At 47.2% G+C, this 17072-nt stretch carries 9 protein-coding genes; 7 read left to right on the forward strand and 2 right to left on the reverse strand.

Annotated elements, in window-relative coordinates; all coding sequences use genetic code 11:
- The first annotated feature begins 56 nt into the window (after positions 1-56).
- The 4 genes from LL912_RS23590 to LL912_RS23605 all read left to right on the forward strand — a co-directional run bounded on the left by LL912_RS23590 (position 57) and on the right by LL912_RS23605 (position 7399).
- On the forward strand, positions 57-3377 hold the full coding sequence (locus LL912_RS23590) for a SusC/RagA family TonB-linked outer membrane protein (protein WP_235556087.1): 3321 nt from the start codon (positions 57-59) through the stop codon (positions 3375-3377).
- 15 nt (positions 3378-3392) lie between these two features.
- Positions 3393-5315: a RagB/SusD family nutrient uptake outer membrane protein gene (locus tag LL912_RS23595; protein WP_235556088.1), complete on the forward strand. Its 1923-nt coding sequence runs from the start codon at positions 3393-3395 to the stop codon at positions 5313-5315.
- A 119-nt stretch (positions 5316-5434) separates the two neighbouring features.
- A complete protein-coding gene (locus LL912_RS23600; RefSeq protein WP_255786043.1) occupies positions 5435-6625 on the forward strand; it encodes a DUF5000 domain-containing lipoprotein in 1191 nt (396 codons plus the stop codon).
- A 96-nt stretch (positions 6626-6721) separates the two neighbouring features.
- Positions 6722-7399, forward strand: coding sequence for a DUF4998 domain-containing protein (locus tag LL912_RS23605; protein WP_235556090.1), 678 nt, complete (start codon positions 6722-6724; stop codon positions 7397-7399).
- Between the two features lie 302 nt (positions 7400-7701).
- On the opposite strand, the gene LL912_RS23610 is transcribed toward LL912_RS23605, so the two are convergent.
- Together LL912_RS23610 and LL912_RS23615 are read right to left on the reverse strand one after the other, a co-directional pair.
- On the reverse strand, positions 7702-10521 hold the full coding sequence (locus LL912_RS23610) for an endopygalactorunase (RefSeq protein WP_235556091.1): 2820 nt from the start codon (positions 10519-10521) through the stop codon (positions 7702-7704).
- Between the two features lie 28 nt (positions 10522-10549).
- Entirely contained in the window at positions 10550-11407 is an 858-nt protein-coding gene (locus tag LL912_RS23615; RefSeq protein ID WP_235556093.1) for an AraC family transcriptional regulator, read from the reverse strand.
- Positions 11408-11581: 174 nt separating this feature from the next.
- Between LL912_RS23615 and LL912_RS23620 the strand changes: the two genes are divergently transcribed.
- Genes LL912_RS23620 through LL912_RS23630 form a run of 3 tightly spaced genes read left to right on the forward strand, consistent with a single transcriptional unit; the run spans position 11582 to position 17062 of the window.
- Entirely contained in the window at positions 11582-14734 is a 3153-nt protein-coding gene (locus tag LL912_RS23620; RefSeq protein WP_235556094.1) for a SusC/RagA family TonB-linked outer membrane protein, read from the forward strand.
- A gap of 13 nt (positions 14735-14747) precedes the next feature.
- Positions 14748-16310, forward strand: coding sequence for a RagB/SusD family nutrient uptake outer membrane protein (locus tag LL912_RS23625; protein ID WP_235556095.1), 1563 nt, complete (start codon positions 14748-14750; stop codon positions 16308-16310).
- Between the two features lie 26 nt (positions 16311-16336).
- A complete protein-coding gene (locus LL912_RS23630; RefSeq protein WP_235556096.1) occupies positions 16337-17062 on the forward strand; it encodes a fasciclin domain-containing protein in 726 nt (241 codons plus the stop codon).
- Positions 17063-17072: the final 10 nt, after the last annotated feature.

The raw sequence follows: 17072 nt of genomic DNA on the forward strand, positions 1-17072 counted from the left end.
CAACGGAAGTGTCCAACATACAACTTTCTTTAGTAATAAAATAAAAGCAATACTCCATGATGAAAATGACGTTTACGTACCTGGGTATGCCCGAAAGGCTTCGATCGTTCGTTGCAATAATGGGATTCCTATTCCTGTCTCTGGCCGGGTTTTCGCAAGGGAAAATAACGGTTGTTGGTACGGTGGTAGATACCGCAGATCTTCCATTACCGAATATCAGCATTACGGTACAAGGCAATGAGAAAGTGGGAACAGCAACCGATGTAAATGGTAGGTTCGTGCTGGATGTGGTGCCTGAAAGTACATTGGTTTTTACCGCGGTGACGCACAATAATGCTACTTACAAGGTGCCGGCCATACCGGAACAGGCTCTCAGGATTACGCTAACGGCCAGGGAAGCCGCTGCCGATGAAGAAGTGATCGTAACGGCCTATGGGAAAAAAGTCCGCCGCGAATCTGTAACCGGCTCTGTCGCCACAATTAAACCCGATCAGTTAAGAACGCCGGCTTCCAACCTTACCGCTGCACTGGCCGGGCAGGTTGCGGGTGTCATCGGTTTTCAAAGCAGCGGTCAGCCCGGGTTTGATAATGCTGATTTCTTTGTTCGGGGCGTTACTACATTCGGATACCGGCAAAGTCCGCTGATATTAATTGACAATATCGAATTGACGTCGGACGATCTGGCGCGCCTGCAGGTAGATGATATTGCTGAATTCTCTATTTTAAAAGACGCCAGTGCCACGGCGCTATATGGTTCGCGCGGGGCAAACGGGGTAATACTGGTAACCACAAAGCGGGGAAAAGTTGGCAAGCCCAATTATAATGTACGTTACGACAATTCTATTTCAACACCTACACAAACGCTGAAATTTGCAGATCCGATTACGTATATGAATCTGTACAATGAAGCACAGTTAACCAGGAACCCTTACCAGATTCCGCAGTTTGATGCCGATAAAATATATTTTACCCAAAGAACGCTTGATGGCGCACCGGATGGTAATCCGTATGTGTACCCGGCGGTTGACTGGATGAACCTGATGTTCAAAAAGTATTCTTCCACAAAAAAACTCAATGCTTCAATTTCCGGAGGAAGTGAGTCTACGCAGTATATGGTATCTGGTTCATACAGTGAGGATAAAGGACTTTTAAGGGAAGGCGACCAGCGTATATTTGATGGCGGTATTAAATTCCGGAATTACCAGCTGCGGTCAAATGTAGATGTGAAGCTTACCCGTACCACCAAACTCAGTGTGGATCTATGGGGTATTTTCAATGATTATAGCGGGCCCATTACCAATGACGCCAGCGGATTTGCTACCGACCTGTATTATTGGGCCACGCACAGCAGCCCGGTGTTGTTTCCCGCCTATTTCGCTCCGGATAGCGCCAACCGGTATACACAACATATATTATTTGGTAATTTCAATGGTAATTCACCCGACCGCAGCGGGGGCAACTTTTTGCCCACCCAGGGTGTGGGATATGCCAACCCTTACGCGCAAATGATGCGGGGCTACAGAACGCGCAATAATTCGCGGATCACTGCTACTGCCCGTTTAAGCCAGAACCTGGATATGATCACCAAGGGATTAAGCTTCAGCGGGTTCTTTACTACGAACCGGTTCGCCCAGGTACAGTATACCATGACCTATAATCCTTTTTATTATACGGTAAATACGTATGACCGGGCGGCTAATCAATATACGTTGTTTTGGCTCAATAACAGGGCTGATCTGCCTTTCAACGGAAACGCCGGTTCGGGGTCCAACGGAGTGGCAACTGAATATCTTGCCATATCAGCAGGAGATCGCGGTTCCAGTTCTTTCATCCAGATGCAGGGTATTTTAAATTATGATAGAAGCTTTGGTGACCACAGTCTGAACGGATCGCTGGTAATCAACCGCCAGCAAAAGCTGGATCCGGAAAATGCAACCGATTATACAAAGATCCTGCCTACCCGGAATCTTACTTATGCAGGGAGTGCACGTTACGGGTACCAGAATAAGTACAACCTGCAATTTGATTTTGGATACAACGGATCGGAACGTTTCGATCCGGGCCATCGCTTCGGTTTTTTCCCCAGCGTATCGGGGGCATGGAATATAAGCAAGGAAAATTTCTGGAAAAATAGTAAGCTGGCCGACATTGTAACCATGTTTAAATTAAGGGCCAGTTATGGTAAGGCCGGGAATGACGATATCGGCTCCCAACGCTTTTTCTATCTGTCGAATGTAAATCTTGAGAATGCCGGTGCTGGGGCCGTTTTTGGAACCAATAATGGATATAGCAGGCCAGGGGTAACCATAATCAATTATCCCAACCCTGAGATTTCCTGGGAAATCAGCAGAATCAGTAACTATGCAGTGGAATTTACCTTATTTAATGCGCTCGATTTTATCGGCGAATACTGGACCCGGAAAACAACAGATATTTTACAGGCAAGGCTCATACCCAATAGCATGGGGCTGGAAGCCGGTTTGAGTGGTAACCTGGGTAAGGCCAGCTCCCAGGGGTTGGATCTTACATTGAATTACAAAAAAGCGTTTTCCAACGGACTGAGCCTGATTGTAATGTCGAACAGTACCTTTTCAAAGGCGAAGTATGATTATTATGAAGAAGCTGATTACGGAGCGGAGTACTGGAGGCGCAAAACCGGTCAGTATGTAGGACAACGCATGGGCTATATAGCTGAGCGGTTGTTTGTAGATGACCAGGAAGCTGCGGCCTCTCCCCGTCAGATATTTGGAACTTCCGGAAGAGGAGCACAGGGCGGTGATATTAAATACCGTGATATAAACGGGGATGGAGTGATTAACAACGCCGATATGGTGCCGATAGGATTACCGAACAGTCCACAGATTACCTATGGTTTTGGGACCAGTTTAAACTACAAACACGTTGACCTGAACTTTCGGTTTACCGGCCAGGCGCGGGCCACGCTTTACATGTATCCCAATGTGATCAGCCCGTTTGTTAGCGCTACCGGTAGTGCACCCACACAAATACTGCAGGCCTTTGCGGAAGACCACTGGTCTGAGGGCAATCAAAATCTTTATGCCTTATACCCCCGGCTGGGAACAACGGCCGACCAGATTGCCAATAATACACAGGTAAGTACCTGGTGGTTAAGAAGCGGCAGTCTGCTGCGGTTAAAATCTGCAGAAATAGGATACACGCTTCCGCAAAAACTGTTTAAAAGACTTCCGTTAAAAAATGCGCGGATTTATTTAAGCGGCATCAATCTGTTACGATTCAGCAGCTTTGATTTGTGGGAGCCGGAGCTGTCTTTTAATACCAATACTAATAATCCCAACAGTGCCTTCAACTACCCGATATTGAAGCAATATAATTTAGGTATCAACATTCAATTATAAAACCAGGATGAAATCATGAAAAAGAACAGCACTATTATTTTAGGAGCCTTTATACTTTTTGTAGGCATGACCGGCTGCAAAAAATACCTGGATATTGTTCCGCAGAATGTTGGAACGCTTGACTACGCATTCCGGAACCGGAGCGAAGCCGAAAAATATCTTTTTACCTGTTACAGCACCTTGCAACAGCGGTCAAATATGGTGAACGACCCCTGGTTTGCAACGGGAGGCGAGCTGGTATTGCCACAGGAATACCTGGGGCAGACCAATCTTACGGCGCCCGGGCTCCAGCTTGTAAAAGGAGGTGTGCAGAACAAAGACAACCCGGTGTTGAATTATTGGGATGGAAGCGGGTCGGCCCCGGGTTACTACGATGCCATAAGACGCTGCAATACCTTTCTTGAGAATGTAGATAAGCCGATTGATCTGCAGTCTTTTGAGAAAGAACGCTGGATCGCGGAAGCCAAATTTTTGAAAGCCTATTATCATTTTTTCCTGGCTAAAATGTATGGCCCTATTCCCATGGTGAAAAACAATACACCGGTAACCGCGCCAACGGAAGAAACGCGCCCCAAACGCGATCCCGTAGATTCAGTGCTTAGCTATGTGGTGCAACTGTTGGATGAGGCTGCGGATGGATTGCCCATACAAATTGATAACCCGGACCAGGAACTGGGCCGTATTACGAGGGTAATTGCGCTGTCGTTAAAAGCGGAGGTGCTGGTTGCCCAGGCCAGTCCTTTATTTAACGGAAACCCGGACTATGCCGGTTTTAAAAATAAAGATGGCTCGCCGCTTTTTTCTTCCACACCGAATAATGCCCTATGGGCAAAAGCAGCACAGGCATGCAAAGACGCCATCGATCTGGCAGAATCAGTAGGCTTGGGTTTGTATACTTATATCATGCCACCCAATATCCCCGCCAATCTTTCGGATTCTTTAGTAAAAGAAATGAATTTCAGGGCGGCGATCACCGAAACCTGGGATAAGAATAAAGAACTTGTGTGGGCGCTGAACGGCAGTTTTGGCTGGCAGCAGCAGATGTTTCCTAAGCTGGTGTCCGGAGCCGTGGTTGCCCGGGGACAGAATACCATTGCCTGTCCGTTTTCTGTTACCGATCTGTTTTATACCAGGAATGGCGTCCCGATCGAGGAGGACAATACCTGGGATTACGCCAACCGGTTTTCGGCAGCAACCGGCGATGCAAGCCGGCAGTTCTATATAAAGCAGGGGTATGAAACGATCAAAAATAATTTTGACCGGGAGGTGCGTTATTATGCCAGCTTCGGGTTCGATGGCGGTATCTGGTTCGGTAACGCCGTTTATACGCCGGCAGGGAGCCTGTTAAGCATCCAGGGAAAAGGGGCCAGCAGTATTTCGGGAGTTTCAAATGCTGAATCGGGAAATGTGTTTGGAATCTGGCCCAAAAAATTATGCAATTATCTTACGGTGAATAACGCCACTTCGTACACGGCATCTAATTACCGGTTGCCCCTGATCCGTATGGCTGATCTGTACCTGCTGTATGCAGAATGTTTGAATGAAGCAAACGGTCCTTCAGAAGAAGTGTATCATTACCTGGACATGGTACGGGCCCGTACCGGCCTGAAAGGAATTGTGGAATCCTGGGCCAGGTATTCCAACAACCCCGGCAAGCCTTTAACCCGTGATGGTTTAAGGCAGATCATTCACCGGGAGCGCCGTATAGAGCTTTGTATGGAAGGCAAAGCGGGCTGGGATCTGAGAAGATGGAAGGAATACCTGGAAGTGGCTACCCGCCCCATACAGGGATGGACGGTAAGCCAGACGACCACAGCCGGTTACTACCAGCTGACTACATTTTACGTGCCATCGCTTTCAATAAAAGATTATCTATGGCCCATCTCTTCAAGTGAATTATTGGTGAATCAGAACCTGGTTCAAAACCCTTACTGGTAGAGCGATGATGTTTTATAACAATGAGCAATCCAATTAATTTGAAGCCGGCAATAAAAAAGTATAACATGTTACAGATAAAGCGAACTAAATATATACACATTGGGTTTATGATTTCCGTTATGTTGTTATCCGCAACTTGGATTTCCTGTAGTCATAAGAATGAATTTGTAGAAATGATTTCGACGGATAAAACTAAACCTGCGCCCATACAGCAATACTCCGTGGTAGATTTTAATGGCGGATCTTATATCATTTATGATCTTCCCAAGGCGGACAATATTCTGTATGTGAAAGCAAACTATGATCTTAGCGGCGGTACTGCAAGGCCTCAGGAAACAAGATCGAGTTATTTTTCAGATACCCTTATCGTTGAAGGATTTGAGGCCGCTAAGGAATACAACGTAACACTTACTGTGGTAAGCAGGGCTAATGTAGCATCGGATCCTATAACTGTTAAAGTGCATCCCCAAACACCAGTGTACCAGCTGGTAGCAAAATCTCTAACCATGACACCCGATTTTCAAGGCGTGCGGGTTCAGGCGCAGAACGCGGATAGCAAAACGGTGGGAATCGTTTTTCTCGATAACGCCATTGGCAAGCTAAGTATTCGTCAGCAAAACTTTACAGCATTCCCAAATATTTCCTATGCAATACGGGGGTATGATACGCTTCCAAGGGTATATGCCTCCTATGTTACGGATAAATGGGGGAACCGGTCCGATACCATCTTCAGTACGGTTAAACCGTTGTATGAAAAAACGCTCGATAAAACCAAATTTTCGGCATACGCGCTGCCCAGCGAAACGCCTATTTATAGCAGTTCCTATCCGCTTAAAAATTTGTTCGATGGAAACTATTCCAATTTCTGGCATACAACACAGGCCACCAGTCAGCAGTTACCGGTGTACGGAACATTTAAACTGGGTTCTTATGTAAAACTAAGCCGGTTTAAACTCACTCCCAGAAATTCTGGCTATGAATTCCGGCATGGCTGTCCGCGGATCTTCAGTCTCTGGGGTTCGGAATCGGATAATCCCGGCGATTTTATAGTTCCCATGTTTGCCGAAGAGGGAACCAATATCAACGGATGGGTGAATCTTGGCAACTATGCCTGGCCTGATCCACCTTCAGGGGCACCGCCTACAGCGCCCACAGCGCAGGACAAGGCCTTTTTCAATGCAGGTTCGGAATTTGAAGTTCCGTTTGCAGCCCCCAAGGTTAAAGTATTGCGGCTGGTTGTAAGCGAAACCTGGACGCCGGGAAACTTTACGCATGCGGCTGAAATAGATCTTTTTGGCGATGACCGATAGGTTGCAACGGCTAATGAATCAACGACCCATGTTTGTCAATTTTAATGAGCGCCCGGTAATTTGAGCAAGCCGGCCGCAAAAAATAAATTATTTAAAATGAAATTCTTTATCAGCGTTTTTATTCTCAGCCTTATACTGGTTACCGGTTGCGAAAAAGATCAGTATGCGTACAAGAAATTTATAGGGAATAGTGAAATCGTTTATGCCGGTTTGGCGCAGGAAATTGGTACCCGAAGCGGTAATTTGCGTATTCAGATGGAATGGAAAAAAAGTATTGATCCCACAGTAGTGTCTTACACAGTTTACTGGAACAATAACCGGGATTCGGCAACCATACCTGCAACAGCCATTCATGCAGACGGCGTATACCGGTATATTGTATCGGGGCTTCCGGAATACGTCCAAAGTTTTAAAATGGTAACAACGAATGACAGGGGTGACCGGTCCATTGGGCAGGCTATTAATGGTGTAAGGGTATTTGGTCCCTATTATCGTTCATCGCTGACCAATCAAAGGCTCAGTAGCCGGAAATTTTTTGGAACAGATTCTGTACGGTTGTATTTTCTTAAAACAGATACCACAAAGATTTTTTCCCAAATCCGGTATACAAGAAAGGATGGAGTTTTAGATAGTGTTCGGTTCAAACAGGATTCAGTAACCATATCCTCCTATCTGCCTGGTTCGAAACCTGCCCTCCAATCCTATTACCTGCCCATGGCAACAGCCATTGATACCTTTAAAACCCTGGCAGCCGATAGTTTAACGGCCTTTTAAATAGCCCTCTGCTGGTATGGCAGAAGGGCTGCATGTAGATATTGAGCGTGGATTTTTGGGCCAGGCAGTGGTTTATACTACTATCTGGCTTTTTTTACGATGATCCTTGTTTGCATTCATGAACAACAGCCGGCCGTATAATGCAGAGCCTTTGTCAGTTTGCATCTTTTTCCACTGATGATACGGAATGTCACAGACGAATGCTTACAGCTATTCCTAATGTTATCGGTTGTCAATCAGCAGTGTCAGCTTTATAACTCAATCGGAAACGGATCATTGATAAGACAGGCTGAACACTGCGATCATTCTATCGTCAATCCCTCCACCTTCCGGTATCCCAGCCGTTGTCTGGTGCCGTCCGGCGTTTGAATACGGATCAGCTGTGCATGTTGAACATCATCCAGATAAAGTACATAGCGGCCATCCGGCTTTTCGGTGTAGAACCTGGAATTTTTTACCGTGAGGTTCTGGGCATGGCGTACCCAAAGGCCCCAGGAGGGTTGCACTTTCAGGTTGGAGGCATTGTATTGTCCAACCCCCAGTTCAGGAGGGCAGGCTGTTGTATCGGAAGCCGGGTGCCCGCCTTTTACCGATACCTGGATATCATTAAAAGCAATATTGCGGATATAGCCGGTATGCATACCATTGGGCAGCCGGAATGGTAACCCGCCTTCCACCTGGTCGGCTTCGGGCAGTTGGTAGCCCGCAATAATAGGGGTGGCTGCTCTTTGTGTACCATCGTATGGCATCCAGCGTGTGCCGCTCTTTCCAAAAGAACTGCCATTGTACACCTCGGCGATGTCTACCCCGTTTAAAAGAATGTTTTCCACCCGGCCGATATCAACGTTGGTCACCAGCAGTTCATCCCGCCATACACCCTGCTCGCGAAACCGGAACCGTTTGGCTGTAGCGCCCAATACGCGACCCCTGTTGGAAATGGAGATAAAAAAGGGTGTGTAGGTTCGCAGCATTTTAGAGCGGTGGTGCAGGCTTCCGGTATGCCCGCAATTGAGATGGATATTCCGGATATGTCCGCCATCATTAGTGGATATGGAAAAGCCCGCTTTATTGGCACCCAGTACATAAATGTTATCTACACAGATATCGGCAATATCATCTGCCGTTTCAGAGCCTATCTGGAACAGGTTGCAGTTGGTATCGCCAATGATATTACGCACCCTGTAATTTTTTGCGGGCCTGGTAAATCCCAGGGAGCAATCGGAACCTGGTTTTACAATGTCATCTGAACTTACCTTGGAATAGATATTCATAACCGTAACATTGTTACAACTCATAAAATCATAGATATCGCGGGCGTTGGATGTATGTTCTTTTGCAAAATAGGTGTCATGCACATGAATATTATCCGTTCCGGTGGCCAGCAATACAAAATGACCCGCGCGGTCGATACGCAGCATATTCCCGGTATCAAAATCCTTTTTCTGATCGGGCAGGATGTAATATGGCGCATCTTTTATGCTGTCGTACCAGAGGTCTTCATTGCGGTGTAAACCTCCGATTTCAACACGCGTACAAAGTTTTAGCGAAAACATTTTATCGCTACGGTTATCCGGCTCGTTGTTCATGACCTTGTCACTGGTTACCAGGTTGCCGTTACCGGTAATATAACCGTTGCCGATGATCTTAATATTATCTGCGCGCTCGCCGTGGAACATGGCATTCCTAAAAAAGGTATGCCCCACATCCTGCTTGGTAAGCCAGTTCTGCGGGTTTTCATATGGTCCCGGATCGGTAGGAGAGAGGCCGGACCGGTATTGTTTGTCGCTGTACCAGGTAGCTTCGGGCGCGTCGCCACCCTTCAGCGCTTTTATGGTAGCATCTTTATCTATATAAAGCCATACATGGCTCAGTAAATGCACGGTTCGTACCTGGTATGTTCCGCTGCTAAAGCGCAGCGTGCCGCCGCCCAGGCCGTGTATATAACGGATGGCTTCGTTAATTTGTTCCGTATTATCCTCCAGGCCGTTACCGGTAATACCCCAATCGCGGACATCTATTGCTCCGGAGTAAAATGCCACACTGTTGGATACCCCTTTATGGGGCCCCCGGGGAACCCATAGCCGGAACCAGTAAAGCCGGTTAGGCTGGAGACGGGTAAGACGGGCTTCACCTTTGTTTAACAGGAGGGTTGCTTTTGCAGGTTGCCAGGTTTTACCGGAATCAAGAGATTGTTGTATAAGCGCACCCGGAATTTGTGACCTGGACCATTGTAATACCGTGGAAGTGTATAGCGCTGGTATTGTATGGTAAGCCAAACCCGCTGCAGGAATCCGTTTCAGATCTCCGATTGTACGTGTAACAGTAACGGAAGTACTTGCATCCGCACTCGTCAATACTGCTGGTAACCGGGTTGTATAACGCGCTTTAAATATACAGGTGCCGGTTTGGGTGCATTGCACCTTGCGGAGCACGATCTTCAGGTCGGGTCCGTTGGAAGGACGGAGATCCAGGTGTTTAAAAAGCAGCAGCCGGCCGTTTTCCAGGATCTGCACCACTCCGGTTTTGGAAAAAGGATAGCCGGCACCCGTTCTGCCAACGGACTGGTGTTCGAGATCCTTTAGTAGAACATCTCCTCGGCCGATGATGTTAACGGTTGTCTGCTCCATCGACGCTTGTATTCCGGAAGGCAGCTCAATCCTAATTGTTGCATCAGGGCTGCGTTGTCCGGCGGTAAAATAAAGTGTAAGATCCGTAATTGTATTTACAGTAATACTTTTCTGCGCTGCTGCCAGTTGTCCGCCCAGCGCTTTCCGAACGCATGCGATATAATAAGTCCGGAGTTGCCCGTTTGTACAGCGCTCCGTAAGCCGATCCCCGGTTGCGATCAGGCTGCGGCCTTTTACGGAATGAAGTGTGTACTGATAAGACTGCTGCCGGATGTCTGCCAGGAAGGCCGCTACTGAAGGCGTGGTAGCGACCAGGCCGCTGTCCTCCGGGGTGTCTGCAGTAAACGCATATGTGCTGCCGGAAACAACCTCCACTGTATCTTTCTTAATGCCGGCCACATACCGGCTGTTTTGGAGTGCCGGGGACTGTGCAGTCAAACCGGCTGGCATGCAATGCAGGAATGCGGAAAAAATTAGTATTGGTAAGCACTTCATATGACAGGTTTAAAAAAATGATGACCGGCTAATTCCGGTATGTTTTCTGATAAGAAAGCGGACTTCTGCCGGTTATATTTTTGAAGCACCGGTGAAACGATGTAGCGTTGTTAAACCCGCTTTCATAGCACAGCAATTTCACGGGACTGTCTGTTTCCACCAGGCGCTTACAAACATAACCGATCCGTAACTCAGTTATAAATTGCGAATAGGTTTTTCTCGTACGCTGTTTAAAATACCGGCAAAAGGCATTGGGACTTACACTGGCCACTTTTGCGATTTCCTGCAGGGGTATTTTGCGTTTGAAATGTTTCATCGTGTATTCATAAACGGCGTTGATCCGTTGCTCCTCCAAAACACCTGCCCCGGCAGATACCTTACCGGAGGAAAGGAGCACCACCTCCGTCCATTCTGCAATCTTCGACAGCAGGGCGATCAGGGAAATGATGCGGTAAGGCCCGTTGATATGCAGGAGGTATTCAAAGGAATGAATCAGCGGCTTGATGCGGCCCTGAACGAGGATACCCCGTTGCGCCCGTTCGAGCAATTGCCGGATGCTGTTATTTTCAGGAAGACCCAGGAATTCTTTTCCCCAGAAAATTTCAAGAAAATGAATCGCAATTACATCAATGGTCATCGGCGCGTTTTCAAAATACCGGTCATCAAATCGCCAGTAGTGTGGTACATCTGCACCGATCAGACAGAGGGTGCCGGCCGAAAAATTGCGGACATGATCGCCTACAAGAAGTGTTCCTGCTCCTTGCGCAATATAGATGAGTTCCACTTCTTTATGACAATGCCAGCGATTGTTTACCGGTACCAGGTCCCTTCTGACTTCAAAGGAAATACCGGGCTGCGTTGCCATCTTTAATACATACGGTTTCATCCGGATTTGTGTTGACAAGTAATAGTAAACGAAATATACACAAGAATCCTATTGCGTTGCAGGCGGATGCCAAAATAGCTTAGTAGTTGGATAATATAGAAAGCCCTTTTGCATTAAAAACGTTTTTATTTGCAGGGTGTGCAAACGATTGAACAATTTTTAAAAATCAACTGTATGACGTATTGCTTTATGAAAAAAAAGAGAAGCGCTACGAAACTGCTGTTCCTGTTTCTATTCCTGTTTTCCTTTCCCGTTTTTTTGCTGGCACAAAAAAATGTACAGATAAAGGGAACCGTACTGGATGAAAAAGGCGACCCCATTTCGCAGGCTTCGGTAGCTCTAAAAGATTCTGATCGCGGAGCCATGACCGACTCTTCCGGCCGGTTTTCCATTCCGGTTCCTGATGGAAAAGGGACGCTGGTTTTTTCGGCTGTTGGCTTTGGGCCGTTTGAACAGGTGTTGAATGAGCAGCGGACCGTTAATGTAGTGCTCAAGCAGGCGTTGAACGACCTGGATGAAGTGATTGTTGTGGGGTACGGAACCCAGCGAAAGCGGGATGTAACCGGGGCGATCAGTTCGATCACTGCGAAAACCATTGAAGAGAAGCAGCCCGTTTCCATCTTTGATGCGATACAAGGCGCAGCTCCCGGGGTACGGGTGATGTCGAACTCAGGGGCGCCGGGCGCCTCATCTGCAATTACCGTACGGGGGCTTTCTACACTATCAGATGCCGGGGTTAGCCCGCTTTATATTGTAGACGGTGCACCGATGGACGATATTAATAATATCAACCCGAATGATGTACAATCCATTGAGATCCTGAAGGATGCGGCTTCCGCAGCCATTTACGGGGCCAGGTCGGCAAACGGAGTCGTGATCATTACCACTAAAAAAGGCGTATCAGAAAAACCCCAGATCACGGTGGGATACCTGCGCAGCTATAATAAACTTTCCAACCGCATCTCGCAGGCAAACCGTTTGGAACGGCAGATGTTCGACCGTAAAGGAAACCTGGGGCTGGATCCCAAACCGGATGATTCTACCGCGTTTTCCAAGAACTCTGATAACGATTACCAGGCGCTGATGACGCAAACCGCCGTGCGCAATCAGGTGGATGTAGGCGTGATGGGCGGTAGCAAAACCCTTAACTACTACAGCAGTTTGCAGTACCTGGATGAGACTGGTATCATGATCACCAGTTATAACAAACGGTTGTCGTTCCGTACGAATATAGATTATAAACCATCCAAGCGTTTTTCAATGGCAACCCGTGTTAATTTCGCTTACCAGAACCGGAATAACATCAGCGAAGGCAATATGCTGCAGCAGGCATTGCAACGGCCGCCGGGCATGGCCCTGTACCTTCCGGACGGAGAATATATCTATTTTAATGGAGGAAGAAGAAACCCGCTGGCAGAAGCCTATTTAAGAAAGGATGTTACACAAATTTACAGAGGGGTGATTTACCAGGGGTTTGACCTGAATGTATTGACAGGATTGAATTTGCATGCAGACGCATCTGCGGATATCCAGATTCAAAGAAGCAACTCGTTCGCTTCAAAATTACTGTCGAGCAGCAACCCGCCCATCAGCTCGGGATCAGATAACGCAACCCTGCCCATACGGTTGCAGGGAAATGTATTTGCCAACTATAAAAAGGCATTTTCCGGCGGGCATAATTTTTCGGCCATGGCGGGGATGAATATTGAGCGGGACCGGGAGGAAGAACTGAATATCCGGGGTACTTTTTTTGTAACGGAAGCGGTTCAGACCTTGAACGCTGCAGGCCAGTATGATCTTACCAATGTGTATTCTACGGCAACACAGTCCTCGCTGGTCGGTTTTGTAGGCCGTGCAAGCTACGACTACCAGGGGCGCTACCTGCTGAATATAAATTTCAGAAGGGATGGGTCTTCTGTGTTCGGCCCGGAAAACCGCTGGGGTAACTTTCCTTCGGTTTCTGTTGGCTGGCGCATCAGCGATGAAAAATTCATGGCTTCCCTGCGGGAGGTGGTTACGGATGCCAAGCTGCGCCTTAGCTACGGAGCTACCGGTAATTCCGGAATCGGGGATTATGATGCGGCACAGCAATACATCTTCGGAGGCTATTTTTATAATGGTGTAAGCGGGGTGCGTACCAATACCCGGATGGGCAATCCGTTCCTGAAATGGGAATCGACCACGCAGAAAAATATTGGTTTGGATCTTACGCTTTGGAATGGACGCTTAAGCTTTACCGGAGATTATTATATCAAACAGACATCGGACCTGCTTTACGACAGCCCGCTGCCTTTTGAAGTAGGTTTTCCGGGTAAGGCCCGTGTGAATGCAGGAGGTATTGAAAATAAGGGGATCGAGTTAATGGTTTCGGGATACCCGGTAAGAACCAAGGATTTCAACTGGCAAACAACCCTCAACTGGTCGAATGTCCGTAACCGCATCACAGATCTGCCCGTAGATTATATCGATGATATCTGGAGTGTACAAAAAGGAAAAGAAGCCGGAAACTTTTACGGTTATAAATTTTTAGGGATCTATGAGTATGATCAGTCCAATGCGTATACAGAAGATTACAAAACAAGGCTGACGCCCCAGTTTAAAAAAGATGATAAAGGCAATGTGATCATTGAAAAAAATAACCAGCCCATTCTGCTGGGATACACGCTCCCGGATGGTACCGCCTATACGGGCGATGTAAAGCAATTAACAACCAATGGAGTGATATCCAAAGGCGGGGATGTGATTTGGCAGAATCTGCCGGATGCAAACGGCCTGTATGACGGCAATATCGGTAATGAAGACCGCCAGTTCCTGGGACATGGTCAGCCCCGCTGGAGCTTGGGTTGGGCAAACAGCCTGACCTATAAGGCATTTTCGCTTTCATTTAATTTTTATGGAAATTTTGGTAACTCTATTTATAATGAGAACCGCAGGAACCTGGCGTCTTTCTCTAACAACAATACAACGCCGGATTCCTACTTTATTTTAAATATGTGGAAATACCCCGGACAAATTACCGATGCCTATATTGGTGGCGATAAAGCCGCAGATAACATGCGCAGGGGCGGAAGCCAATACCTGGAAAACGGCTCCTTCGTTCGCTTGCAAAGCCTTCGCGTAAGCTACCGGTTGCCTGCCCGGATCAGTAAAAAGGTTGCTTCAAAAAACTTTGTTGTATACGTTTATGGAAACAACCTTCTGACCTGGACCGATTACACCGGGTTTGATCCGGAGGTTTCGCAAATAAGCGTATTGAAACCCGGTAACGATCCCGGGAAATATCCGCACAAACGGGAATTTGGAATGGGAGCGAACATTACATTTTAATAAAGTTTGATTTATGAAAAAGATAAAAATAATTGTTACCACGATCTGTCTTTTCGGACTGCTGATGAGCCTCACCTATTGCAAAAAGTTTTTACAGCAGGATCCGATCTCAACGGTAGCGCCGGATAAATTCTGGAAGGATAAAAATGACGCAGCCACGTGGATGGCCGGTATCTATAACCAGATACAAACAACATTAAGCAGTGCGTTTTTCGACTGGGGAGAAGTACGCTCCGATAATGTGCGGGTAGGGGGAACAGGAAATGCGCAGCAAACCATGATCTCGAATACGCTTTCGGGCAATGATGCCGACATCAATGGCATTACTACCTGGACGAACCTGTATACCACGATTTCCCTGTGTAATTACGGTATCAAATACTTCCCGGGAATGATCGAGTCCAATGCCGACGGAGGTGCCGCAGTTTACCGCGATTACCTTGGACAATGTTATGCACTGCGTGCCCTGATGTATTTCTATGGCCTTAGGATTTGGGGAAAATTACCTTTGCTGACGGCTCCCATTGAAAACCTGAGCCAGGAAACGGAAGTAGCGCGGTCGCCTGTAGGTCAGGTACGTGCAAGGATTGAAAGCGATATTGACTCTTCGCTGCTGCTGATCAGCAGCGTTACCACGCAGCGCTTTTATATGCAAAAGGCTGCAGTATATGCCTTACAGACCGATGTAGCCATGTGGTTCCAGGATTATAACAAGGCGTTAACGGCATCACAGAATTGCATCACGGAAAGTAAATGCCAGTTGGTAACCAATATTGCAGACTGGAAGAACATATTTCTAACGCCGGCTACCTCCTCTGAAGCGATCTTTAATCTTTTCTGGTCAGTTATCGAAAGAGGAAATGGTGTGGGCGTTTGCTCAAAAGTAGGGTCTGCTTCCAATACCAACCAGTATGAGCCCCGTACCTTTATCTGGCAGCGACTCAAGGACCGCGTAGATCCGATAAGCGGGAAATCGATCGACGGTCGTTTCTGGGCCATCTTTGACACGCTTTCCTACAACACGGCGGAGGCATATGACGCTGCGGTAGCGCAGATGGGTAAATACTCTCCCTGGAAAGCCAATGCCCCCATCGGTACCGGCTTTACCTTCCAGGGGAATTCGGATTGCAGCGTGGCGATTCCAATCTATCGCTTTGCAGACGTACTCTTGCTGCGGGCGGAAGCGCTGGCGCATACCAACAAATACCAGGACGCCCTGGATATCGTAAACAATATCCGCAAACGTGTAGGGTATACCGTAACCGCCAAGCTGGCAGATTATTCAGGAGATATTACCTCCGGCATCGAACGGACCATTCTGGAAGAACGCCAGTTGGAACTGATCGGAGAGGGGAAACGTTGGTTCGATTTGTGCCGTATCGGCAAAATATATGATTATACCGATAACGGGTATGGTTATTTAAGAGAGACGATGAACCCCATACTGGCCGGCACCACCGGCGGAATTCAGTTCTCCGGTGCGAACATGGGCCGGGTTTTATTTCCGATTAATTCGGCAGCATTCAATGCCAATCATAAACTATTGGGAGATCAGAATCCTCCTTACGACGAGTAATTACTGTTTATCTTAAAAATGACATTATGCGTTATCTTAAATTATATACAGCATTTGCATTATGCACGGGAATCTTGCTGGCAGGTTGCAATAAGTTACAAAACGGCTATGACTACAAAAAATCGTTTTATAACACCAATCTGAATATGAGTGTGATGGACTTTATGAAATCGCGGCCGGATCTTTTTTCAGGTATGCTGGCGGCCATCGACTATGTAGATCAGGATCCCCGGTTTAAGGATGTAAAGGAAATGTATGCAACCAACGGGAATACCTTTTTATTGTTAAGCAATAATGCACTCATTAATCTCGAAGATGCCAATAGTTATTGGGTGATCAATACAGTGCAGCAACCTTACCCGGGAAAACCAGACAGCATTGTTACGATGCGTGGTTCGGACTGGTCACAATACAGCCGCGATACCATCGCCAATTTACTGCGATATCATGTGATTAAGGGAACTCAAACCTATTCTACCTTAAATTCAAAACCCCGCTGGGTAGAAACCCTGGCATACAGCAGTTCCAATGATTCTGCCAGGGTATACCTGTACCTCGAAAATGTACGGGAAGCCAATCTGCGTATCAATAACTACAACGGAGTTCCTACCATTTATAAGGCAACAAATATTGCGGCCAACTGGGTAAACATTGCGCCCCGTACGCCAGATCTGCATGCTACCAATGGCGTGGTGCATGTGATGAACCGCTGGCTGTTTGAGCCTACCCGTCAAGCGATAAAGGATAATTAATTTCGACAAA

The organism is Niabella agricola (assembly GCF_021538615.1).
Lineage (GTDB): Bacteria > Bacteroidota > Bacteroidia > Chitinophagales > Chitinophagaceae > Niabella > Niabella agricola.